At 60.2% G+C, this 24,294-nt stretch carries 20 protein-coding genes; 11 read left to right on the plus strand and 9 right to left on the minus strand.

Annotated elements, in window-relative coordinates; all coding sequences use genetic code 11:
- Positions 1–13: 13 nt before the first annotated feature.
- Both AC05K6_RS06625 and AC05K6_RS06630 read left to right on the plus strand, forming a co-directional pair.
- A complete protein-coding gene (locus AC05K6_RS06625) occupies positions 14–1,123 on the plus strand; it encodes an MFS transporter (RefSeq protein ID WP_476728117.1) in 1,110 nt (369 codons plus the stop codon).
- A gap of 311 nt (positions 1,124–1,434) precedes the next feature.
- Positions 1,435–1,992, plus strand: coding sequence for a WKL family lipoprotein (locus AC05K6_RS06630; protein ID WP_476728118.1), 558 nt, complete (start codon positions 1,435–1,437; stop codon positions 1,990–1,992).
- Positions 1,993–2,023: 31 nt separating this feature from the next.
- On the opposite strand, the gene AC05K6_RS06635 is transcribed toward AC05K6_RS06630, so the two are convergent.
- On the minus strand, positions 2,024–2,995 hold the full coding sequence (locus AC05K6_RS06635; protein ID WP_293791318.1) for a DUF6263 family protein: 972 nt from the start codon (positions 2,993–2,995) through the stop codon (positions 2,024–2,026).
- 40 nt (positions 2,996–3,035) lie between these two features.
- On the opposite strand from AC05K6_RS06635, the gene lspA reads away from it, so the two are divergent.
- Genes lspA through rarD form a run of 4 tightly spaced genes read left to right on the plus strand, consistent with a single transcriptional unit; the run spans position 3,036 to position 6,099 of the window.
- Positions 3,036–3,590 carry a signal peptidase II gene (lspA, locus tag AC05K6_RS06640; protein WP_448308100.1) on the plus strand — a complete coding sequence of 185 codons (555 nt, stop codon included), beginning with the start codon at positions 3,036–3,038 and terminating at the stop codon, positions 3,588–3,590.
- The gene (locus AC05K6_RS06645; protein ID WP_448308099.1) at positions 3,587–4,558 is read left to right on the plus strand and encodes an RluA family pseudouridine synthase; all 972 of its coding nucleotides are present in this window, start codon (positions 3,587–3,589) and stop codon (positions 4,556–4,558) included. Before lspA ends, AC05K6_RS06645 begins: the two co-directional genes overlap by 4 nt.
- Complete coding sequence (locus AC05K6_RS06650; RefSeq protein ID WP_476728119.1) at positions 4,555–5,199, plus strand: hypothetical protein; 645 nt, start codon at positions 4,555–4,557, stop codon at positions 5,197–5,199. Before AC05K6_RS06645 ends, AC05K6_RS06650 begins: the two co-directional genes overlap by 4 nt.
- Entirely contained in the window at positions 5,200–6,099 is a 900-nt protein-coding gene (gene rarD / locus AC05K6_RS06655; RefSeq protein ID WP_476728120.1) for an EamA family transporter RarD, read from the plus strand.
- 10 nt (positions 6,100–6,109) lie between these two features.
- Here the strand turns inward: rarD and AC05K6_RS06660 are convergent, their stop codons facing one another.
- Positions 6,110–7,459 (minus strand): D-arabinono-1,4-lactone oxidase, encoded by a 1,350-nt coding sequence (locus AC05K6_RS06660; RefSeq protein WP_476728121.1) that lies wholly within the window; start codon positions 7,457–7,459, stop codon positions 6,110–6,112.
- Positions 7,459–8,637, minus strand: a complete 1,179-nt coding sequence (locus tag AC05K6_RS06665) for an amino acid deaminase/aldolase (protein WP_293791309.1) — start codon at positions 8,635–8,637, stop codon at positions 7,459–7,461. Before AC05K6_RS06665 ends, AC05K6_RS06660 begins: the two co-directional genes overlap by 1 nt.
- Before the next feature lie 77 nt (positions 8,638–8,714).
- Between AC05K6_RS06665 and dnaE the strand changes: the two genes are divergently transcribed.
- Both dnaE and AC05K6_RS06675 read left to right on the plus strand, forming a co-directional pair.
- Complete coding sequence (gene dnaE / locus AC05K6_RS06670; RefSeq protein ID WP_473963447.1) at positions 8,715–12,284, plus strand: DNA polymerase III subunit alpha; 3,570 nt, start codon at positions 8,715–8,717, stop codon at positions 12,282–12,284.
- Positions 12,285–12,405: 121 nt separating this feature from the next.
- Positions 12,406–14,244 carry a pyruvate kinase gene (locus AC05K6_RS06675; protein WP_476728122.1) on the plus strand — a complete coding sequence of 613 codons (1,839 nt, stop codon included), beginning with the start codon at positions 12,406–12,408 and terminating at the stop codon, positions 14,242–14,244.
- On the opposite strand, the gene treZ is transcribed toward AC05K6_RS06675, so the two are convergent.
- Positions 14,245–15,960, minus strand: coding sequence for a malto-oligosyltrehalose trehalohydrolase (gene treZ / locus AC05K6_RS06680; RefSeq protein ID WP_476728123.1), 1,716 nt, complete (start codon positions 15,958–15,960; stop codon positions 14,245–14,247).
- 30 nt (positions 15,961–15,990) lie between these two features.
- On the opposite strand from treZ, the gene AC05K6_RS06685 reads away from it, so the two are divergent.
- From AC05K6_RS06685 to AC05K6_RS06695, 3 genes are read left to right on the plus strand one after another with little or no spacing between them, the layout of a single operon-like run.
- Positions 15,991–16,662, plus strand: coding sequence for an IMPACT family protein (locus tag AC05K6_RS06685; protein ID WP_476728124.1), 672 nt, complete (start codon positions 15,991–15,993; stop codon positions 16,660–16,662).
- A gap of 60 nt (positions 16,663–16,722) precedes the next feature.
- A complete protein-coding gene (locus AC05K6_RS06690; RefSeq protein ID WP_293791304.1) occupies positions 16,723–16,974 on the plus strand; it encodes a hypothetical protein in 252 nt (83 codons plus the stop codon).
- Positions 16,975–16,983: 9 nt separating this feature from the next.
- The gene (locus AC05K6_RS06695; protein WP_293791303.1) at positions 16,984–17,358 is read left to right on the plus strand and encodes an RNA-binding S4 domain-containing protein; all 375 of its coding nucleotides are present in this window, start codon (positions 16,984–16,986) and stop codon (positions 17,356–17,358) included.
- 16 nt (positions 17,359–17,374) lie between these two features.
- Here AC05K6_RS06695 and AC05K6_RS06700 read toward each other — a convergent pair whose 3' ends face one another.
- The 5 genes from AC05K6_RS06700 to AC05K6_RS06720 are packed head-to-tail and all read right to left on the minus strand — an operon-like array spanning position 17,375 to position 24,228.
- Complete coding sequence (locus AC05K6_RS06700; RefSeq protein ID WP_476728125.1) at positions 17,375–18,367, minus strand: GTP pyrophosphokinase; 993 nt, start codon at positions 18,365–18,367, stop codon at positions 17,375–17,377.
- The gene (treY, locus tag AC05K6_RS06705) at positions 18,367–20,721 is read right to left on the minus strand and encodes a malto-oligosyltrehalose synthase (protein WP_476728126.1); all 2,355 of its coding nucleotides are present in this window, start codon (positions 20,719–20,721) and stop codon (positions 18,367–18,369) included. The genes AC05K6_RS06700 and treY overlap by 1 nt, the downstream gene beginning before the upstream one ends.
- 18 nt (positions 20,722–20,739) lie before the next feature.
- Complete coding sequence (locus tag AC05K6_RS06710) at positions 20,740–21,486, minus strand: BRCT domain-containing protein (RefSeq protein WP_476728127.1); 747 nt, start codon at positions 21,484–21,486, stop codon at positions 20,740–20,742.
- A 2-nt stretch (positions 21,487–21,488) separates the two neighbouring features.
- Entirely contained in the window at positions 21,489–23,693 is a 2,205-nt protein-coding gene (gene glgX, locus AC05K6_RS06715; protein WP_476728128.1) for a glycogen debranching protein GlgX, read from the minus strand.
- 10 nt (positions 23,694–23,703) lie between these two features.
- Entirely contained in the window at positions 23,704–24,228 is a 525-nt protein-coding gene (locus AC05K6_RS06720; protein ID WP_476728129.1) for a TetR family transcriptional regulator, read from the minus strand.
- Positions 24,229–24,294: the final 66 nt, after the last annotated feature.

Below are 24,294 nucleotides of genomic sequence, written 5' to 3' on the forward strand. Positions count from 1 at the left end.
CTGGCCGTTTGTAATGGGCAGTGTTGCGCTCGGGCTAGACGCCTATGTCGTCGCGGGACTCCTTCCCCCTATCGCCGCATCTTTGGATGCGCGCGAGGCCACTGTCGGCCTGGGAGTAGCGGCATTCACAGGGGCATATGCGATAGCAGGACCTTTACTGGCCGGACATGCGGGGAGGCGGTCACGCCAGAGTCTAATTGTGTGCTTGCTGATCTTCACCGTGGCAAACCTGGCCACGGCGCTCTCACCGTCTATTGCGTTTTTCCTAGCCACCCGAGTGGTGGCTGGCGCAGCTGCGGGCGTGTATTCACCGCTGTCATCCGCAGTTGCGGCGGAGATCGCAGGGGAAGCGCATCGCGGACGTGCATTGGCGCTAGTTCTTGCGGGTTTGGCGGTCGGTACCGTATTTGGCGTCCCAACCGGTCTGGCGTTAGCACAGCACTGGGGGTGGCGAGCCGCCGTACTTTTGATCGCAGCTATTGGTGGTGCCGCACTAGCGGGAACTGCTCTGCGCGGAACTGAGCTGCCAGCGATCCCCGCTTCGGGTGCCCGCGAGCGCCTGCGATCAATTGCGCGACCCAAGAACTTACTCACGGTCACCGTTACTCTGCTGACTGGTGTCGCTTCTTTGGGGCTTTACACGTACATGACCGTGATCTTGTCAGCGGGAAGCCTCGCGTCCCACCAGACTCTTGCGATCTGGGTGTGGGGCGTTGGGGGAGCGGTGGGAGCATTAGGTATTGGCCGACTTATGGATCGACGCGATCCGTTGCGCCTGAGCGTGCTCATTCTCGTGCTCCTCACATGTGCGCTGCTTGGCACGACGCAAGGTCAGACCGCCTGGATCATGATCGCGAGCTTGTTTGTCTGGGGAATGTCCGGATGGGCATCGCTCGCACCCCAGCAGCATATCTTGCTGCAGACGAACCCGACCGACGGTGCCACGGCTGTGGCTGCAAATGCTTCCGCTAACTACTTGGGATCCGCGCTGGGGGCTATCTTCGGGTCGCTACTCGTTGCTGTACACGCGACCCCGACCGTTCTCTGTGCTTCCGCGGCGGGCATAGCTTTGCTGGCGTTAGTTTGTCAGATTGCTCGGCAACGCATGAACGCCACAGAATAGTTGTGAAGGCGAAGGTACAGGGATACTCTTCCAACAAAATACACAACTGAGACTCCGATTCGTCCATGGGGTGGGCCAATCCGTTGGTGCGTGTATCAAAATCAGGCGGAGCGCCGCGGTGAAATCAATGACTGGCTACGCTAGCGCAAGTCACACGAATAACATCTGCAACAGCATGGCTTGTATAGTCGACAATTAGTTCCCCTTTTATTTGAGGGTTGTACCGCTGACTACACACTTTTATCAGCGTCACATAGTCCATCCATGTCCAATCATGTCTAACCATGTCTATCCATTGAAGGAGCATTTTCGTGCGTTCTACCCTGCGCAACTCTCGCGGTAAAAAAGTCTTTGCTCGCGCAACGGCCATCTCTGCCGTCTTGGCCACCGGGCTGACCCTGTCGGCTTGCGGCAATGACGACGATTCCTCCGACAAGGCCTCCTCGGCATCCAGCTCTCAAGCTTCCAGTGGCGCTGAGTCCTCCGGTGCAGCGCAGGATGAAACCCCGACCGTTCAGGAGCTGGCGGACGTGCTGAACCGCGCGGTTGACCCGAACGTACCGACTGACCAAAAGGTGGACACGGTCGTCAACGGCGACAAGGCACCGGAACTTTTTGACGCCCTGACGAAGTCCCGCACCGAGTCCAACGCGACCCTCGAGGTGGTAGAGCCCGTGCTGCCGAGCCTGAACCCCGGCAACGTGAACGCCACCGTAAACCTCACCGTGCCCGGCCAGGAACCGCACGTCGTGAGCGACGTTGAGTTTGTCAACGAAGACGGAAAGTGGAAGCTGGACCAGGGGTGGGCCTGCACCCTGGTGGAAAACGTCCTGCCGGATCAGGTGCCGCCGATGTGTAAAGAGGTCTAAGTTAGCTGCAACCAGCTATAGCTAGACGCTTTTACTTTTTCGCCGGCTTCCATTCTGACTTCGACGTGGTGGTTTGCACCACGCGAGCCGGAGAGTCGTCACGGCCATAGGTGATCTCGGTCGTGACGTTGATATGACCCCGAGTGGGCAGCACCTTATTTAAGTCCAATGCAATCTGACCGGTGGACTTGGTGTTTGATTTCAGAACCTTTAGATCGGTCTGCGCCAGCGTGGATACCGCCGGGCGACGCTGCACATCGACCTTCAAAGTAACCGACTGCCCTTGGCGTTCCAGCAGGGTATAGGTGATGGTCTGCGACATGGAAATGTCGCCATCCACACGGTTGGAGACCGTCCACTTTGCGCCCACGCCCACTGGCTCGGCGGGGAAGATTAGCGGGTAGTCGTTCATCTGACTCAACGCTGATTCCACGCTGGCTCGAGCCGTCTGGCTCGCACCGTCGGGAGCAGTGTAGCTGCGAGAGGTCGTGCGACCATCGACCTCCTGTGCCGCGTGCATCTTAAAGCCCTCGGCGGTGGCGATGTCCTCGTTCTTTTTGTCATTCGTGCCGCTAGGGGCGCCCACGGTAACGTCCGTTTCGCGACCCTTGCCATCCGTCGTCACCTCGGCCGACAAGGGCAGATCCATCGTTACCTCGTCGTATTCCAGTTCGGCGACATCCGGCTGCTCGTCTTGGGGCACCGTGGCGCTAGTACTCGGCTCCTTTTCGGAGCGGTTCTCAGATTCCTTTTTCGCCCCCAGCGTGTGCTGTGCGAAACCTTGGGTGGCTCGGAAAGTGACCTCTTGGTTGCCCTCTTGTGAGAACCATGCAATTGGTTCCTGCGGTGTAGAACCACGGTTTTGCAGTTCTACCTTGACACCCGGCACGGCCACGTCAGCCGGTTTAGATTGCGGCTGCTCAGAGTCGGAGCATCCAACGGCCGCGAAGGCCAGGCCTATGGCGCTGCATATAGCCAGCGCGGACTTGCTAGAAATACCCACAAGTTCACAGCGTAACAGGCGGACATTAGACTGAATAAGCGTGACTTCGAAACGCGCATCTTTCGCAGCCTTGACCCTGATGTTCGGGATCATCGCCGTCGACCAGATCACCAAATGGGCGGTCGTCGAGAATCTCGAGCCACAGCGGGCATACCCCGTCCTTGGGGAGTTCTTTCGCCTCTACTTGGTGCGCAATCCTGGCGCTGCATTTTCCATGGGAACCAGCGCCACAATCGTCTTTTCATTCTTTCAACTGGCTGCCTTTATCGCTTGCATAATTTTGGCACTGCGCACCCGCTTCATGGCAGGAGCGCTACCCATTGGCCTGATCGGCGGCGGTGCGGCCGGCAACCTCATCGACCGTATCTTCCGGGAGCCTGGGGGAATGCACGGGCACGTGGTGGACTTTCTGTCTTTCGGCAGCTTTGCCATCTTTAATATTGCCGACGCCGCCATCACCGTCGGCGTGGCGTGCTATCTGATCTATGCATTTTTTATCGAACCGGCGAATCATGTGAAATCCGAGCGCGAAGCAAAAGAAGGTAATGGCGCCGCAGGTAACCAGGATCCGGAGAGCGAGGAGGTGAGCCGATGACGCGGGAGAACCGAGTAATGCCCGTGCCCGATGGGCTGGCCGGCATGCGCGTGGATTCCGGCCTATCCAAACTCCTTGGGCTGAGCCGTACCGTGGTAGCGGAGCTCGCAGCTGACGGAGATATTCTGCAGGATCAGCAACCGGTGGGGAAGTCGGACCGGTTGGTGGCCGGGGCCTGGTTGGATGTCACCTTGCCAGCCCCTCCAAGGGATTTAGCTGCAGAGCCTGCCCGCCACGTTGAAGGCATGGAAATCCTCTATTCCGATGAGGACGTCATCGTGGTCGATAAGCCGGTGGGGGTGGCAGCGCACCCCACCGTCGGTTGGGAAGGCCCAACGGTAACTTCCGGTTTGGCCGCGGCGGGTTTTCGCATTTCCACCTCTGGACCACCGGAGCGCAAAGGAATTGTTCAACGCCTGGACGTCGGTACTTCCGGGGTAATGGTTGTCGCCGCCAGCGAGCGCGCTTACACCGTGTTGAAGAATGCCTTTCGCGATCGAGAAGTGTCCAAGACCTATCACGCTCTGGTACAGGGACACCCGGATCCAACGTCCGGCACCATTGATGCGCCGATCGGCCGTCACCCATCAGCCGGGTGGCGTTTCAGCGTGCGCGAGGATGGCAAGCATGCCATTACGCACTACGACACCCTGGAGGCGCACCGTCAGGCGAGCTTGCTGGAAGTAAAGCTGCAGACTGGGCGCACTCATCAGATCCGCGTTCACTTTTCTGCTTTGCACCACCCCCTGTGCGGCGACCCGATGTATGGCAGCGATCCGAAACTATCCGAAAGACTGGGGCTTACTCGCCAGTGGCTCCACGCCGTGGAACTCGGATTTCCGCACCCGGATGGAACGTGGAAGACTGTGCGCTCGCCATACCCACAGGATTTGCAGCAGGCCCTCGACCGGCTCCGCGATGCCAACGGCATCGCCTCGCCCACCAGCAGGGAGGGACAGCATTCGTGAGTGACCCGCAGCGGTATCGGGGGCGCAACCCCCAACAGCTGAAGGCAAATAAAAAGCGGCAGCGTCAGTTGGATTGGGAAGATACCCGCCGACCCGCCTGGGTGGCGTGGCTGTCCGGGGTATGTCTTATTGCGATGGGATGTGGCGTCATCGCCATGAGCACCTCCGACCTAACCTCCGCACCGCCGAATATCAACGGCGATCAGCTCGGCCCCTTTGAAGGAACACCGGCGCAGTATCGGGACTTTGCGCACGGTCAGCTAGACCAGATGGCTGGCGACGAACCGCGTTGGGCGCTAGTTTCCCCCGACCCGCAGCACCCGTGGGATGCTCGGGAAGTAATCGAACTAGTGAAAGGCATCGACGCGCGGGTGAGTACTCTTTACTTCGGTGCAACTGCGCAGGCTGTTCTACCGGAACCTGCGGTGGGGCGTACCCGTGCCGATGTGATCAATCAAGCGATGTCACATATTGCCCGCGGTGCACAGACTCAGCCCGAGGAACTGCGTATCGATGGGGTGCTGGTACATGCCACGCCTGACCAGCTGCGCGAGCTGGCCACGCGTGCGTATGCCGTGGAACCCGCCGCGCCGGACGCGGCGTATGGGCGCATTGGAATCCGACCTATGGGAGTGAGATAGATGATTTGGGGCCTGGCGGCCTACCTGATGTGGGGGTTGTTCCCCGCGTTCTTCCCTCTGCTACAACCGGCAAGCCCCACGGAGATTCTGGCGCACCGCTTTGTGTGGACGCTGGTGTTCATGTTTCTGCTGCTCGCCGCTGTGCGCGGACTGAAGCAAATGCGGACTATTACGGGCCGCCAGTGGGCGATCGTGACTGCGGCAGCACTGCTAATCAGCGTGAACTGGGGGCTGTACATCTATGCAGTGAACAATGACCACGTTGCCGATGCCGCCCTCGGGTACTTCATCAACCCGCTGGTCAGCGTGTTGTTGGGTGTGATCGTCCTGCGAGAGAGGCTGCGCCGCCTGCAGCTGGTGTCCGTCGGCATCGCGACTCTCGCCGTCGTGGTTCTTACCGTGGCGCTGGGTTCGCCGCCAATCATTTCTTTGGGATTGGCGTTTAGCTTCGGCTTCTATGGGCTTGTTAAAAAGCAGGTGAGGTTGACGCCCACACAGTCCCTTACCGCCGAGACTCTTGTCCTGGCGCCGGTAGGACTGATCTACTTGTGGTTCCTACAGTCCCAGGGCAGCAATACTTTCGTCCAATTCGGTGTCGGCCATGCACTGCTGCTAGTAACAGCCGGTGTAGTGACAGCCCTGCCTCTACTGTGCTTTGCCCGAGCCGCCCAGGAGCTATCGCTGACCAGCTTGGGAATGATTCAATACATCACTCCCGTGCTGCAGATGCTCTGGGCAGTGTTCGTCACCCACGAACACATCGCACCTGCCCGGTGGGTGGGCTTCATATTGATCTGGATAGCGGTGATTGTGTTCATCGTCGACCTGCTGCGCAACCGCCCGCCACGGGTACGGCGGGTAAAGAAACTCGGCGGGCAGTCGGCAGAGGCAGCGGACTAGCGCAAGGAAACTAAGCCAGTCCGAATACTCGATCCACCATGGCATTTCTGAACATGCCCTGAGGATCCACCTTGGCGCGAACCTCGCACGCGCGTGCCAGGTCTTCATGCCTTTCGAGAAGATCCTCGTGGGTTAGAGTATGCAGTTTGCCCCAGTGCGGACGCCCACCATTCACAGCCTTGAAGATCGGCTCGATATGGCGGAACAGCGCCTGGTGGCTGTCCTTGTTATAGCGGTGGATGGCGATGTAGCAGGATTCGCGGCCTTTAGCGGTGGACAGTGGCACCTCGTCGGCGGCAGTCGCCCGCACCTCGATGGGGAAGAGCACCTGCTCGCCACAGGTGTTCATGGTGTGCTGAACCTCTTTGAGTACTTCCGTGGCGTCGGTAAGCGGCACCGAATACTCCATCTCGTTGAAACGCACCCGTCGAGAACTGACGAAAACATCGTGAGCTACGTTCGAGTACTCGCGCTGCGCGAGAGTCTTCGCGCTCAGCTTTGCAAAAGGCCTGCTGAGGGAAGGGAAGTAGTGCGCCAGGTCGTTCATCACTCGGTAGGCACCGTTGTTGAGCATCTCGTCGTCCAGCACCTCCTTCCAACGCGGAACAGGCTGGGTGGGAGCGTGGCCAGGCAGGCGGGTATTCGTCTTGACGTGGGCAACATCGGTGCCGGGGAACCAATAGAACTCCAGGTGATCCTTTTCACGAACCCGATCTGCGAAATTCTCCACGATCTGTGCATTGGGCTCGGCGCGCTCTACTGCGTGGAGGACGAAGGTATCCACCACATCCAGTTCAACTTCCGTGATGATGCCATACGCGCCCAAGGAAACGCGCGCAATATCGTAGAGTTCGCCCGCAATACCTTCGGCTCCGGGGTAGCACTCGTGAGCCTGGCCATCTGGGGTGATGATGCGGAAAGCCCGCAGCATTCCGGCGAAGCCGGTGAAGCCCAGACCCGTGCCATGGGTGCTGGTGCCGATCGCACCCGCCAGGGACTGCGGATCCACGTCGCCCTGGTTAGCCAATGCCACTCCCAGCGGGGCCAGGATGCCGGGCACATCCCGTAGGCGCGTGCCGGCGCGCAGGCGTGCCGTCATTTTCTCAGGGTCGAAGCGGATCAATCCGGCCAGGTGGTCCAGGCTCACTTGGATGCCCTCCGTGGCCGCGACGGAGGTGAAAGAGTGCCCAGCGCCAATGGGCTTCACCCTCTCTCCGGAGGCTGCGGCGCGTTGAATAAGCTCGATCAACTCCGCCTCGTCATGTGGCGCTACCTGCTTGCGCGGCTGAGCCGTGGTGACCTTGGACCAGTTGATCCACCGGGTGTTGTAGACGGGCTTACGGGTTTTAACGGTGCTCATTAGACAAAACTCTTTCCTTCGCCGCGGTAAGTGGGCCACTCCGCGATGATTTCGCCAGCCGAGACGACCAGCACGCTATCGATGTATTCAGTTGCTTCGCCAGCCTTTGCATGACGCATCCACACGTGGTCGCCTAGCCGCAGGTTGCGGGCGGCGGGGCCAGTCAGCGGGGTTTGCACCTCGCCCGGCCCTTCGAGTGGAGCCATCTTCAGATCACGCGGCCAGTCGACGACGGGGAGGCGATCCTTTCCGGGAGGGCCAGAGGCGATGCGGCCACCACCGGCCACCGTCACCGTTTCCTCGGCTGGGCGGCGCACCACCGGCACCACGAACCATTCGGCCGGGGTGGGCTGGAACTGGCGGTAGTGGTCGAACAAAGCTGGGCCGATAATGCCGGACCCCGCGCCGATCTCAGTGATCGCGGCTTCCGCACTGGTGGTTTCGATCGAGCCGGTACCGCCACCGTTGACGAACTCCAGGGCTGGCAGGCCAGCAACACGCAATTCCTCTTCGACCGCGGCGACGATGTTCGCGCGGCGACGCGCCAATTCGCGAACAGATAGTGCCTTCATTGCAGCGATGGCTGGGGAAGTGTCAGTAGTTCCGGCAATCTGTCCCTCATAGGCCATCAGCCCCACCAGTCGAAAGCCTTCCCGTTGACGCAGATGCCGTACCACGGCGCGCACCTCGTCCACCGTGTGCAAGGGGGAACGCAGAGCTCCAATGTGAACGGGGCCGGCGCGCAATGCGGCGTCAATATCAATACAGATCCGAACTACCCCGCGCTCGTTGGGTGGCATCACGGCGTCAATAAGATCCAGGTGAGCGACAGAATCAACCATGAGGGTCACGTTTTCAAGAGCGCGTGCATTGTGAATCAGGCGATGCAGCGCCTCGCGGTGAGCAGAGGGGTAGGCGACCAAAATATCGTCGCTGACCTGCTCGTCACTTAGCCACAGAGCTTCGTTGAGGTTATAGGCCAGCACACCGCGGTATCCGGGAAGGGTGAGGACTTCCGAGATCAGCGAGCGGATACGTAGAGACTTGCTGGCCACCCGAATCGGGGTGCCGCGAGAACGGTGCGCCATGTCTAGCGCATTGGCCCTAGCAGCATCCAGATCCAGCACTGCAAAGGGAGCGTCCAGGTGCGCCACTGCGAGGCGAGTATCTTTGTTCATGGAAAGTAACTGTAACGGGCGAGCGAACCCGATGTGCCGAAAAATGCGATTTTTAGGACACGCTATGATGGCGAACCATGAGCGGTTCCTCCTTCGTCCACCTGCATAACCACACCGAATATTCCATGCTCGACGGCATGGCCAAGGTTGATCTTCTGGCTCAGGAGGCGGTGCGGCAGGGGATGCCTGCGGTGGGGATGACCGACCACGGAAACATGTATGGAGCAGACGCTTTTTACCGCGCCATGACCGCCGCGGGGATAAAGCCCATCATCGGCATCGAGGCGTATATCGCACCGGAATCTCGCTTTAATCAGCAGCGCGTGCGATGGGGTAAGCCAGAGCAGAAGTCGGACGATGTTTCGGCTTCCGGCGCCTATCTGCACCAGACGATGATTGCGGAGAACGCCACGGGGTTGCGCAATCTTTTCTACCTGTCGTCGATGGCTAGCTACGAGGGGCAGCTGGGTAAGTGGCCGCGCATGGACGCCGAACTGATTTCCCAACACTCCGAGGGCATCATCGCCACCACCGGCTGCCCGTCTGGTGATGTGCAAACGCGCCTGCGCCTGGGGCAGTTCGACAAGGCCCTGGAAGCTGCGGCGATGTGGCAGGACATCTACGGTAAGGAAAACTTCTTCCTGGAGCTGATGGATCACGGGCTCGAGATCGAGAAGCGGGTGCGTGACGACCTGCTGGAGATCGGCCGCAAGCTTGAGCTGCCGCCGCTGGTGACCAACGACTGCCACTATGTGTTGGAGCAGCAGGCTCCTGCCCACGAAGTGATGCTGTGTGTGCAGACCGGTTCGACCCTGGACGAGCCGACCTTGGATCAGGGCGGCAAGCGCTTTGCCTTTTCGGGCACCGGCTATTACTTGCGCACCGCCGAGGATATTCGTGCGCAGTGGGATAAAGAGGTACCCAAGGGCTGCGACAATACCCTCTGGGTTGCCGAGCGTGTGCAGGACTACTCCGAAATCTGGGAGGAACACCCGCACGATCGCATGCCTATCGCCGACGTGCCTGAGGGGCACACTCCGACGACATGGTTGACCCACGAAGTGATGAAGGGACTGGAGGAGCGTTTCCCCGGCCGCGAAGTACCCGCCGAGTACATCGACCGCGCCAAGTACGAAATTGGCGTGATCGATATGAAGGGCTACCCCTCATATTTCCTTATTGTTGCCGAGCTGATTAAGCATGCCCGGTCTGTGGGTATCCGCGTCGGTCCGGGACGTGGTTCCGCAGCCGGTGCACTGGTGGCCTACGCGCTGACGATCACGAACATCGATCCGATGGAGCACGGTCTGCTGTTCGAGCGCTTCTTGAACCCCGAGCGTCCGTCCGCACCTGATATCGATATCGACTTCGACGATCGCCGACGTGGCGAGATGATTCGCTATGCCTCCGATCGCTGGGGCGAGGACAAAATTGCCCAGGTGATCACGTTCGGCACAGTGAAGACGAAACAGGCTATTAAGGATTCCGCCCGCGCCCATTATGGTCAGGCGGGTTTCCAAATGGCAGATCGGATCACCAAGGCTCTGCCGCCGGCGATTATGGCTAAGGACATTCCTCTCCACGGCATTACCGATCCGGAGCACGAGCGTTATCCCGAGGCCGCGGAAGTCCGCCAGTTGATCGAGACCGATCCGGATGTAGCGAAGATTTACAAGGATGCGCTCGGCCTAGAAGGCGTGATTCGCCAGGCTGGTGTGCACGCCTGTGCGGTGATTATGTCCAGCGTGCCACTTCTGGACTGCATTCCCATGTGGAAACGCAAGCAGGACGGCGCATTGATCACGGGCTGGCCGTACCCTGCCTGTGAGGCCATCGGGTTGCTGAAGATGGACTTCCTGGGCTTGCGTAACCTCACCGTTATTGGTGACGCCCTCGATAACATTAAGGCCAACCGCGACTTCGAGCTGGACCTGGAAAACCTCGACACGGTGGATGACCCCACCTACGAACTGCTGGCTCGAGGCGAGACACTGGGTGTGTTCCAGCTGGACTCGGCGGGTATGCAGAAGCTACTGAAGCGCATGCGACCCACCGGCTTTAATGACATCGTCGCCGCATTGGCACTGTACCGACCTGGCCCTATGGGTGTGGACGCGCACTGGGAGTACGCCGACCGCAAGAATGGCCGCAAACCCATCGTGCCGATTCACCCTGAGCTGGAAGATGCGCTAAAGGAAATTCTGGAAGAAACCTATGGCCTGATCGTGTACCAGGAGCAGATCATGAAGATCTCCCAAAAGGTCGCGAACTACACCGCGGGTCAGGCCGATGGCTTCCGTAAGGCCATGGGTAAGAAGAAACCGGAGGTGCTCGAAAAGGAATTCGTCACCTTCGAATCCGGAATGAAGGAAAACGGCTATTCCTCCGATGCGATTAAGACGCTGTGGGATACGATCCTGCCCTTCGCCGGCTATGCGTTTAACAAGTCCCACGCCGCGGGCTATGGTCTCGTTTCCTTCTGGACCGCCTACCTGAAGGCCAACTATGCGCCGGAGTACATGGCCGCACTCTTGACCTCCGTGGCCGACAAGAAAGACAAGTCCGCTATCTACCTGGCCGACTGCCGCCACCTGGGCATTCGAGTGCTGTCCCCCGATGTCAATGACTCGCGTTACACTTTCCAATCCGTCGGCGAGGATATTCGCTTCGGACTGGGTGCCGTGCGCAACGTGGGCGAAGACGTGGTGAACTCCATCATTGCCTCCCGTGAGGAAAAGGGCGCCTTCAAGGACTTCTCTGACTACCTGGACAAGATCGACCTCCCCGCAGCAAATAAGCGCGTGACCGAGTCCCTGATCAAGGCCGGTGCTTTCGATTCCCTGGGGCATCCGCGCAAGGGACTAGTACTGGTGCACGAGGATGCGGTGGACGCCGTAACCGCCACCAAGAAGGCCGCAGCCAAGGGACAATTCGACCTCTTTGCCGGACTTGGCGGCGATGACGATGCAGGTGATGTCTTCCGCGTCGAGGTGCCCGACCAGAAGTGGGAGCGAAAGCACGAACTGGCATTGGAACGCGACATGCTGGGGCTCTACGTCTCTGGCCACCCACTCGATGGCTTCGAGGAAGCCCTGGACGCCCAGATTGATACGCCCCTGACCACTGTCTTGTCCGGGGAAGTTCCGAACAACAAGGATCTCAAGATCGGCGGCATTATTTCGTCCGTGGAACGTCGCATCGACCGCAACGGCAATCCGTGGGCAATCGCCACCGTGGAAGATCAACACGGCGCGCAGGTGGAACTGTTGGTCTTCCCGAAGACCTATCAGATGGTGGCCCCGCAGATCGTCGAGGACAACATCGTCCTAGTGAAGGCGAAGATCAATTATCGAGAAGACGACATGCGGCTGTTCTGTCAGGATCTTAAGTCCGCTGAGCTCACCGTCGGTGCCGGTTCCGGAGTGCCCCTGCGCCTCAACATTCGCGTGGATCAGGCAACCCCCGACAACATGGCCAACCTGCGCCGGGTTCTAAGCCAGAACAAGGGCGATTCGGATGTCTACCTCACCCTTATCGACGGCGAACAGGAGGTGCAGTTCCTGCTGGGGCCGGAAATGCGCGTCAATAAATCCCCATCCTTGATGGGGGCACTCAAAGCGTCGACGTGGGAGGGAATTTTCTCGTAGCTCCTCGCGCCGAGTACGTTGCCGAGCATAAACCCCGCAGAGCTGTCACGATAGAGAAGACACACCTACATGCGCGTCCTCTGGCTCGGCTGCGCATCTTTCCAGGAGATGCCTTTTCATCATGCAGGTCAACAAGCAAGCGGTTCTAGAAACCATCGAGGAACTCCTCGACGACCTCGATAACCAGACATTGCACTGGTACTCAGAGATCCGAGCTACCGCACCCACCCACTTTGTCGGCGCCCGCAACCTCGTGCACTATATGACGCTGCGTGCCCACGACCGCCGAGGGGTGCAAGGCAACTTGGAAAGCCTGGGTGCTACGCGCCTGTCCACCGCGGAGCCTGCGGTGAAGGCACGTCTGCAGGCAGCGCACAACGTGGTCTCTGCCCTGGATGGTTGCTCGCCGCAGTTCGACGAGGAAGATGTAGCCGACGCCATCGTGGGGGCAGATGAACTTCTTGAGCAACACACGGAAGCTCTCTTCGGCCCGCGGGTTTTGCCGGGGGATTCCTCGCGCATCATGGTCACCCTGCCCGCCGAGGCTGCCTTTGACGAAGATCTAGCGGCTCGCCTTGTGAGATCCGGTATGGAGCTCGCGCGCATCAACTGTGCTCACGATGGGCCGGACGTGTGGAAGCGAATGATCGATAACGTCCGCACCGCCGCCAAGGCCGCAGGGCGGGAAATCCCTATCAGCATGGATCTAGCCGGACCGAAAATCCGGACTGGGCGTATCGCGCCGGGGCCTGCGGTGGTGCGTGTACGCGTGCAGCGCGACGACGCGGGCACGGTAATTCACCCCTGCCGGTTGTGGATGATCCCAGAGGATCAGGAGCTGGAACCGGCACCCATGGCGGCCACCACTGAAGGGCGGCCGATCGTGAGCGTGCACGTTTCTCGGGAGTTCTTTGATTCCCTTGCCGTGGACGACGTAATCCATGTCGTTGACGCACGCGGCAAGCGGCGGAAACTCGGCGTCACAAAGAAAGACGGGGCATCCGGCGGCAGCGAAGGGGCGCTGGCAGAGGGACAGCAGAATATCTACCTGCAGCTTGGGGCGGAGCTGCGGACGGACACGGCGACAACCACGGTGCGTTCGGTGCCGCCAACGATTCAGAAGCTTCGCCCGTTGACCGGGGATCGATTGATCCTGACCAGCGCCGATGTGGTCTGTAACCCGCAAGACGGGGGAGTTCCCACTATCAGCTGTACCTTGCCGGAAGCGGTACAGGCCCTCGAGGTGGGCCAGCAGGTGCTCTTCGACGATGGGGCAATTGCGGCGCAGGTCGTGGAGACCCGAGATATGGCTGGCACAGCAGAAGCTGAGTTGGAGATCACCCGTGGCGGAGCAAAACTAGCCGAGTACAAAGGCATCAATCTGCCCGATACGGAATTGCCTTTGCCGAGCCTGACCGAGGAGGACGAGGCCGCGCTGGCCTTCGTCGCAGAGCATGCGGATATCGCGGCAGTGAGCTTCATCCGTACCCGCGAAGACGTCGCATACGTGTTGGAAAAGTTCCGCGACCTGGGGGCCGACGACCTGGGGCTGGTGCTGAAGATTGAAACGATCCCGGCGTTTGAAAACCTAGCGCCCATCTTGCTGGAGGGCATGCGGCACGCGAGGTTCGGTGTGATGCTCGCGCGTGGCGACCTAGCCGTGGAATTGGGATTTTCCCGCATGGCAGAGGTTCCGGGGCAGGTGCTGGCGATGGTGGAGGCAGCGCATGTGCCGCTGATTATCGGCACTCAAGTGCTGGAATCCATGGCGAAGTCGGGCCTACCGACGCGCGCGGAGATCACCGACGTGGCTTTCGCCCTGCGCGCCGAATGCATCATGCTGAACAAGGGGCCACACATACCGGATGCAATTGGAATCCTGCGGGAAATCGGTGCGAAGATGGACCGCTCGCAGCGCAAGAACCGTATGCTGCTGCACCGGGTGCGCAGCTGGCGTTAGCTATTCTGCGGTGTAGCGAGCCTCCCATGGCCCCAGCCCCAGTGCCTCTTGTGGCTCGTCGCTCAAGTTCACGGTGACCTTCACTAGAGACTCCGGTGCTTGGTAAGTCAGCTGGATCCAGCGGCCCTGTGCTTCGGCCGTATCCACGCTGATCGGTGACACTGTCGGGTTTGTTCCCGCCAGCTTCTCTGTCACCGGCTCTTCGGCATCCGCCCACCAGCTCACGTCCAGCAACTCGGCCTCAGCCAGGCGGTGAGTACGCCGGAACTCCAAAAGCTCGGTGTAGCCCCGCAAAACTTCTGCGTGCGGGGCATCGTTGCGCTCGGCCCAGTTCAGTACGCTAGAGCGGAAGGTCTCTTCGGCGGCTGGGTTTGGCACGTCCTTTGGGTTCCAACCGGCACGGGCAAACTCGCGCATTCGGCCTTCCCGAGTCGCCTGGTTTAGTTCCTCATTCTCGTGATCGACGAAGAACGCGAACGGGGTAGAGGCGCCCCACTCTTCGCCCATAAACAGCATCGGGGTGAAAGGACTCGTTAGTACGAGGGTGGCCTTGGCTAGTTGTTGAGAGACGGTGAGGTTCATGCTTGGCCTATCACCCGCGGCGCGGTTACCCGTCTGGTCATGGGTAGTCGTGTATGTCACAAAGCGCCATGTTTGTGGATCCGTCACCGGCCTGCCATGAGTGCGCCCGCGGAAAGAACTAAAGCGGCCGTCGTGCCAAAACACTCGCTGGAACGTAGTAGCCAGTACTTCGAGCGTCCCGAAGTCCGAGTAGTAGGCATGATCCTCGCCGGAGACGACGGTGTGGATCGCATGGTGGATATCATCGTTCCACTGCGCCACCTTGTATCCCTCGGTGTACACGGGATCATTCTGGTCGGTTTCGGCAATGATCCAACTCGGCTCCGCAGCGTCGCGGATCTGCTCGATGATGCTCACCGCGCCCGTGTCGTCCAAAGCGTGCACCGCATCCAGGCGCAGGCCGTCGATGCCGAATTCCTGGGTCCACAGTCGTACGGCCTCTAGGATGTATGCGCGTACCTCGTCGGAATCTCTGCCTTGCAGATTCACCACATCACCCCAGCCGGTGGAACCGCCAGCGGTGTAGGGGCCGAACACTCCGGTGTAGTTCCCGTCCGGGCCGAAGTGGTTGTACACCACGTCGAAAACCACGGCCAGGTCGCGGTCGTGGGCGGCGTCAATAAGCCTTAACAGTCCGTCCGGCCCGCCGTAAACATCCGTGACCGCATGCCACATCACGCCGTCGTAGCCCCAGTTACGCTTGCCACCGAAAGGCTGCACAGGCATGAGCTCGATAGCGGTGACGCCCACAGCTTTGAGCTCATCGAGTTTGTCAATGGCAGCGTCGAACGTACCTGCTTCGGTGAATGTGCCGACGTGCAGCTCGTAGAGAACCTCACCCTGAAGCGGGCGCCCCAGCGGGCGGCGTGGACTATCGATCTGCCACACCTCTGATAAACCGTGGATGCCATCGGGTTGGCGCCTGGAACGCGGGTCGGGGAAGACTGGCGAACCGTCGACGGAAAAGCCATAGCGATCGCCAGCAGCGGCAGGCACATCGGCATGGAACCAGTCATCGGTTCCGCGCGTCATCGGCAATCGCTGTTCGGAATCGTGCTCGGATTCGGTACCTGATTGTGCTGGTCGGAGGACTAGATCTACGTTTTCGGCCAGGGGAGCCCACACGGAATACATGCGTCCTACCCTAGCTGCGATAATGGGAGCATGCTCGCTGATATTGCCTCCCGACCCGAACCCTCGTACGTCCGCCCCCAGGCGGGTAGGTACACCGCAGAAGTGGAGATCAAACGTTCCCGCTTTATCGCGCTTGCCGAGCGATGCACCAGCGAGGACGAAGCCCGCGAGTTTATCGGCGCAATTCGCCGCGAATATCCCGATGCGCGCCACCACTGCAGCGCCTTTGTCGTGCATGTCGACGCGGCACAGCCGATTGAACGTTCCAGCGATGACGGTGAGCCAGCCGGCACCGCAGGCCAGCCGATGCTGGAGGTACTGAAAGGGTGGAGCAGCTCCAAGCCGCTTCAGGATGTAGCTGTAGTGGTGGTGCGATACTTCGGAGGGATAAAGCTAGGCACCGGCGGGCTCGTGCGCGCCTACCAAGATGCCACCCGCGAGGCCTTGCAGCAGGTGCCGTTGACGCTGCGACGTCAGCTGGACCTATACACCTGCGAGGTGCCACATGCGGATGCCGGGCGAGTGGAGGCCGAGGTGCGCGCCGCCGGATATACCGTGGTGGGCGTGGAATACAAGGCTGCGGCGGAACTGGCTATTGCCTGCGAGCCCGGCGCACCGCTGCCGGACTTCCTCGCCAGCATCACCAGCGGGGCGGTAGATCCCCAACTGGAAGGTCAGCGCTGGATTGAAGACGCGCTCTAGAAACCGCGCGAATGCACCAACTCCTAATAACTACACGGCGCTTAACTACACTGTAGAAGCATGAGTAACTACGGCAACCTGCCCGCCCGCCGACCGGGCACCGACCCGATCGCCCAGCGCAAGGCTGAAGTTCGCAAGCACTCCCGGAATATCCAGATCGCCGGTGGCGTGGGTGCGGTAAGCCTCGTCGGTGGCCTGACGATCCTGCCCACCACCTTCTTCGCAGTTATCGTGCCGATTCTGGCTGTGGCTTTCATCGTCTACAGTGGCTTCAAGATCAAAGGCATCGTCGAGCACAAAGATCAGTGGTGACGCACTCCGTTGGCCAACACTCCTTCCAGCAAGGTTCGCATCGACGCATGGGTGTGGGCCGTCCGCCTCTGTAAGACTCGCGCCCAAGCAGCGGAGGCCTGTCGCGCGGGACACGTGAAGATCAACGACGTATCGGTAAAGCCCGCCCAGCCCGTGGTGGTGGGGGATACAGTGCGCGTGTGGATACATCACCGCGAGCACATTGTGGAAGTCACCCAGCTGCTGTCTAAGCGCGTGGGTGCGGAGCTCGCACGCAAAGCCTATATCGACCATTCTCCACCGCCACCCGTAATTCCCGCGATGCCGCGCCGGGATCGGGGAGCAGGCCGTCCGACGAAGCGGGAGCGGCGCCAATTGGAACGCTTCAAACGCGGTGAGCTCTAGGTAGCTCTTGCCGGCTCTAGCCCGTCTTTTGCCCCAGCTGCTGCCACCTATTGCCCAGCCTTCCGGGGCGCGATTGCGCATTGTCGCCGATGTGCACCGTCTTGCGGATGTGCTCGCGCCCGTAGGCGAATAGCAGCATATCGTCGATCAGTCGGACTTGGCCGGGGTAATAGGGGTAGTTCATGGCCTTGCGCAGCGCCTTAAGCCGCTTCGGTGCCAAAAGCTCGCGCAGCTGGGGGATCGTCGTAATGTCGTGGGCCGCCAGCATCTCGATTGCATAGTGGTAGTAATCCACACGAGAGGTGGGGTATTTCTCGCCGACGATGCGAGTGAGTACTCGTGGCAATGAAGCCGCGTCCAGCGCTCCGTCCACATCTGCGTCGGAGCGAGCCGTATCCAGCACAGCGGCAATCTTGTCGAACTGCTCATCCGCCAGCTCGATCAGCCCTGCAGCCAGCGTAAAAGCACGCTGAATCTCCGGCGCGCTCGTTTCCGGATGCTCCTGGTTTTTGTAGCGCACGTCATGCTCGAACTCCGCCCATGCGTGCTGCAGAACGGTACGTAGTTGGATCTCTATGTACTTTGGTGACGCCCCATCCTCCGCTGCCCAAGGTTCATTCTTAGCGGAGACGATAAGGTGCTGGCTGGCGTAACCAAAGCGTCCCTCGCGCGCAGTCTCGGCGGCCTTGTCGATAACTCTCACCACCTCGAAAAGGTCGGAGAGTGCTTCTTTAAGCTGCGGTATCTCCGAGGAATGGAAGGTAATCACGCGCACGCCGATAACGTCGTGGGCGTCGACAAATGAGTTGTACTCGGGGTAGGCCTCGTTGGACAGTTTGCGAGCGAAGCTCATTCGATCCTTGATTCGCACGCTGACCCGATCAAACGTCAGGCCGGCGTCATCAAGAACATCAATAATGCGCGCCTCCAGGGCGCCGGCGACGTTGGGGCGGGACTGGATCCAGGCGTCGTAATCCGCCAAAGCGGGGTGCGCGGACTTTTTCGGCATTAGGCTCCCATGCGCGTGAGGATCGCCTGACCGCGCTCGCTAAACAGGCTGTTGAGTGGCACTTCGCCTTCCCACATGCTGCCGGAGAGACGATCCTCCCACACGCCCTCGGGCAGGGCCACAGTCGTGTCACCCCAGCCATCGCGCAGCACGTCCAGCGGGCGGCGGGTGACCAGCGTGATCACGTCCTCGCCCCGCATAGTTCCCAACAGGTGGCGCTCCATGGTGCCGGTAGCCATGACGGGCAGGTAGCTGGCTGCATCGAGCTCGAATTGGTTGCGGATCTGCAAAGCAGTCGCGATGACGTAGAGGCGCTCGTCGTCGGCGTTGCGGATATCTCCGCGGGAAATGCGATCCAGGGCTTCCAGCCGCTCGGCAAAGTCCACCTTGCGGCGGTTATCCGGATCCACGAGGGAATCCGTAAAGAACTCTGTGCCCTGGTAGATATCCGGAATTCCAGGGCCCATGATCTGCAGCAACTTCTTGGAAATGGAGACCGTGTTGGCCGCCGGGGCGATGTGGTTGACGTAGGAGGTGATGTCCTCGCCGAAGTTGTCGATCGTGGAATCTATCCATGCGTGAATAGAGTTCTCGAAATCCTCATTGACCTCGAACCACGTGGTGTGCACTCCGGCTTCGCGCATGGCCTTTTCGGCGTAGGCATGCAGGCGCTCCCGCAGTTCGTCGGAAACAGTACCGTCGACGGGCCACACGCCAATCATGTTCTGTAGCAGGAAGTGGCAGGTAGCGCCGTCGACGTATTCGATGCTGTCGCAGAGCTCAGCGAAACGCTCGGCGGATTCCGTGATGCAGCCAATACGGCTGCGCACGTCCTCGCCACGCTTTGTGTCATGCGTTGTCAACGCAGTCATGGCCTTGGGCCACAGGCGAGCACGCTCTGCCTGCAGCAGGTGGAACTCGGCGGGGGAGACCCCGAAGCGGCTTGGAGCACCGCCGACTTCCTGCAGGCTCACTAGGCGCGAGCCACGGTAGAAAGCGGTATCTTCCACACCCTTGGCCATCACAGCACCACACACCTGGGCGAAGCGGATATTCGCCTCGCCACGGGAAATCAAAGCAGTGGCGATCAAATCCAGCGCATCGGCGCGCTCCGGATAGCGAATAATCATCTGGGCGATAACGGTGCTGGTTACGCGGGACAGCGACTCATAGTCCGCACGGTATACCGGCATGGCGGCAATAAGATCGATGAGGGCTTCACGCAGTTCCTCATCCGATACTGCCTCGCCAGAGGTGGACCAGTTGTCATTGCGTACCGCGCGGGCCAGGCGACGCACCTCGGCGGCGAGTTCCTGGCGGGCGACCTCGCTTTTGAGCTCGTACTCGGCTTGTTCGAAGGCTGCGGCATCCCACTTGGATCCCGTCATGTCCAGTGCGAGCTCAGCCATGGTGCCGACGGCAGGGCGGTGGACGAACACGCCATCGAGCTCGCGCAATGCGTCGTAGCCCGTAGTGCCATCGACAGCCAGACGCGGATCGAGTGGTTCGGTGACCCCCAGGATCTTCTCCACGAGCAACCAACGCTCGTCGCCGATCAGCTTGCGCAGCTGCTTTAGGTAGTTGAATGGATCTGCGAGGCCATCCGGGTGATCTACGCGCACGCCATCGATGATGTCAGCCGCGATCAGCTGGTTCAGAATGCGGTGGGAGTGTTCAAACACCACTGGGTCTTCCTGCCGCAGGCCAGCCAGACCGTTGATACTAAAGAATCGGCGGTAGTTAATCACTCCGTCGCGCCAGAACATCAGGCGGTAGTGCTGGCGGTCGTGTACCTCCTGCGGGGTGCCGCCCAAGGTGCCCTCGGCAATGGGGAAGCAGTTGTCGTAGTAGCACAACTTAGGCTCGGAGCCCTCGGCGTCATCGCCAGGCTCAATGCGCAGCTCCGCAACGTCATCCTCGCTGCCCAACACCGGCAGCCCCAGCCGCCCGTTTGCGCCATTGTCCTCCGACCAGTCAACGTCGAAGTAGGTGGCGTACTCCGATTCCTTGCCCTTTTTCAGCAGATCCCACCACCACGGGTTGAGCTGTGGATCGTCCACGCCCACATGGTTCGGCACGATGTCCAGCAATAGTTTGATGCCCACCTCGTGCGCCTTATCGGCCAGGGAACGCAGCCCCTCAATACCGCCGAGCTCGGGGTTAATGGTCGCCGGGTCGGTCACGTCGTATCCGTGCGTCGATTCCGCCGGAGCCTGCATTACAGGGGAGAGATAAAGGTGTGAAACACCCAGGCGAGAGAAGTACGGGAGGTGCTTCTCCGCGTCGGCGAAGGTGAATGCTTGGGTGGGGTCGGATCCAGGTCCACGGAGCTGAAGGCGATAGGTCGCTGACATGACTCCTAGGCTACTTGGCTACTTAATAAGCTGCAGAAACTCCTGGAACCCAATGATCTGCAGCTCCTGCCCCGTATCCTGCAACTCCCGTGCCCGCTTCTCCTTGGACGTCATGGAGTGCCATTCGCCGACAATCAACATCGTCGTCTTCTTCGTCACGTTCTTCGCCACCACGCCGCCCCGCGAGGCAATCATGTCCCATACCTCGCCCTTGTCGTAGGGCTCCACGTCGCCGGTCACACACACAGTCTGCCCGTAGATCGGGCCGTCGATATCCGCTTCCTCGTTCGCTTCGGGCACGACGTCCGGTGTGGCCACCTTCGCCCATGGTGCGGGCGAGCGGCGCTGTTTGTTGTCTGATGACGCCCCCTCGTCCCCGTCGCTTGAGGCCTCTGCAGAACTAACCCATTCCTCCGCGGAGATGTCCTCGTGGCCTTCTGTGCTGGCAGGGGAGCTGACCTTAGTGCCTTCCTCCAATGGGTATCCCGCCTGCAGGTTGGTGAGCTGGCTATCCAGCGCGGCGAACTCCTCGGTCTGCGAGGGGGAAAAGTTCACCCGCGGGCGCTCGGCGTCAAAAAGTAATTGGATAAACCCCGGTGAACAGCCCTCGGGAGGCTGCTTGTACCAGCCAATAAGTTCGGAGGCAGGGCGCGTGACGTCCGGGTACAGCGAGGAGCCAAGTGGCGAACGAGTCACTCGAATCTCCTGCTCAGTGAGCGTGACCTCCGCCCCGCGGGCGGGGAAGGTGGAGGAACCAGTCGGCATGTTTAGAGCTTGACCTCCGTGGTGATCGGGCGCTGCAGAATGACGGTGCTGCGGCCAGCGATCTCCAGAGTGTCCCCGCCGGAGAAGCTGCGGGTTTCCTCCGGCACGCCGGTCGGCTCGGCGGTATCGACGACGACGGTCCAGTTTTCCTCGTCACTGGGCTCGACGTGCATCACATTGTGGCGCCGCGGCAGAGTGAACGTGATCGGCTCGTGGTGGGCGTTGAAGCAGAAGATAAAGGAATCGTCCTCGACAGGGCGCCCCTGCGGATCCGGCTCGTCGATTGCCATGCCATTGAGGTGCACCATCAGGGACTTGCCGAAGTCCGCATTCCAATCGGATTCAGACATCAGATCGCCATTTGGAGTGAGCCAGGCGATATCGCGCTTGGCCACATCCTGACCCAGTGGACCGCCGGCCAGGAAACGGCGGCGACGGAAAACCGGGTGCGCCTGGCGCAGGTGAATGAGGTAGCGCGTGAATGCGTGCAGCCCCTCATCCATGTTTTCCCAATCCATCCAGGAAATCTCGTTGTCCTGGCAGTAAACGTTGTTATTTCCGCCCTGGGTGCGGCCGATCTCATCGCCGTGCGAGAGCATCGGGGTGCCCTGGGAGAGCATCAGGGTGGTGAGGAAGTTACGACGCTGCTTGTTGCGCAGCTGCAGGATCTCCTCATCATCCGTCGGGCCTTCCACGCCACAGTTCCAAGAACGGTTGTGGCTCTCACCGTCGCGATTTTCCTCACCGTTGGCATCGTTGTGTTTTTCGTTGTAGCTGACCAGGTCGTTCAGGGTGAAGCCGTCGTGGGCGGTGATGAAGTTGATCGACGCGGTCGGGCGACGGCCTGTGTAGAGATCCGAGGAGCCCGTCAGGCGGGAGGCGAACTCGCCCAGCGTGGAAGGCTCGCCACGCCAGAAGTCACGCACCGTATCGCGGTATTTACCGTTCCACTCGTTCCACAGTGCGGGGAAGTTACCCACCTGGTAGCCGCCCTCGCCGACATCCCAAGGCTCAGCGATGAGCTTGACCTGGCTGACGATCGGATCCTGCTGTACCAGGTCGAAGAATGCGGAAAGGCGATCGACATCGTGGAACTCGCGGGCCAGAGTGGAAGCCAGGTCGAAACGGAAGCCGTCGATGTGCATCTCCGTGACCCAGTAGCGCAGCGAATCCATAATGAGCTGCAGCGTGTGCGGGTGGCGCACATTCAGGGAGTTACCAGTGCCCGTGTAGTCCATGTAGTGGGCCTCGTCACCGTCGACGAGACGGTAGTAAGCGGCGTTATCGATACCGCGGAAGTTCTGAGTCGGGCCCATGTGGTTGCCCTCGCTGGTGTGGTTGTAGACCACATCCAGGATCACCTCAATGCCCGCGTCATGATAGCTGCGCACCATCTGCTTGAACTCTGCGATGGCGCCTTCAGCGCTGGGGGAGGCAGCGTAGTCGCGGTGTGGAGCGAAAAAGCCCAGGGTGTTGTAGCCCCAGTAGTTGCGTAGTCCCAAATCGCGCAGACGATCGTCGTGGACGAACTGGTGCACCGGCATGAGCTCCACGGCAGTGACACCCAGATCCTTGAAGTACTCCACGATGGAGTGGTGACCCAGCCCGGCATAAGTGCCGCGCAAGTGCTCCGGGACATCCGGGTGCGTCATCGTCAAGCCCTTTACATGGGTTTCGTAGATGACAGTCTTGTGCATCTCAATATTCGGACGGCGGTCATGGTTCCAATCAAAGTATGGATTGATGACCACTGAACGCATTGCGTGCGGAGCGGAGTCTTCCTGGTTGCGCTTCTCCGGGTTATCCGGATCGTTGATGTCGTAGCTGAACAGCGAGGCATCGCCATCGAAAGCACCATCGAAGGACTTGCCGTAGGGATCCATGAGAAGTTTCGATGGGTCACAGCGCAGCCCCTTGGCCGGATCCCACGGGCCGTAAACGCGGTAGCCATAACGCTGACCGGGAACGATACCGGGGAGGTAGCAGTGCCAAATGTCTGCGTCGACCTCTTCCATCTTCACCCGGGTTTCCGCACCCTGGCTATCGAAAAGGCAGAGTTCGACGGATTCAGCTACCTCGGTGAATAGGGCAAAATTGGTGCCGTTGCCATCGAAGGTGGCGCCGAGTGGGTAGGGCTTTCCAGGCCAACCGACCAAAGGCTCACCGGGCGCACGCAATCCACTTTTATCTGACAGTCCGAAAGTCATGGGCACCATTCTAACGGCTAAAACCGCGGAGTATTGTTTCTACTCCTATCACTGCTTGTCGGTGCGCATCCTCCCGTGAAACCGCCTCTGATTCGGCCTTCCCCGTAGGCGACCCCAAGTTCTGCAGCACGTTCTGGCGTGCCTGAAGTTCTAAGGCAGAACCGAAGACAAAACGCAGCAGGAGCTTCGCTGCGTCTTCGGCGCTGGAGTGGGCGCCACCGGACTGTAGCTCAGCAGCGAGTTCTGAAGTGAGATCCCTTTCCAACGTGCCGCTGGCCACCGCTGCCAGCGTGATATCAGCCCCGTCGCGCAGGGAGGTGAGGGCGTCAAAAAGTAAAGAACAATACGTCGCCGCGCATCCGGGGCAAGCAGGGACTTCCGCGAGGATTGATTCGGCGATACCTCCCAGAAGCGCTTGCTTATTGGGAAAATGCCAGTACAACGCACCCGGTGCGACATCGAGGGAACGAGCGAGTCGCCGCATCGTGAGATCGGCCAGGCCATACTGCTGCAGGATGTCGACGGCGGTACTCACGATTTTCTTGCGGTTTAGCTGCACGATGTACAAGGGTAGTGGACGCGATTGCCGTAGGGTGTGCCA

It is taken from the genome of Corynebacterium sp. TUM25020, from assembly GCF_056388495.1.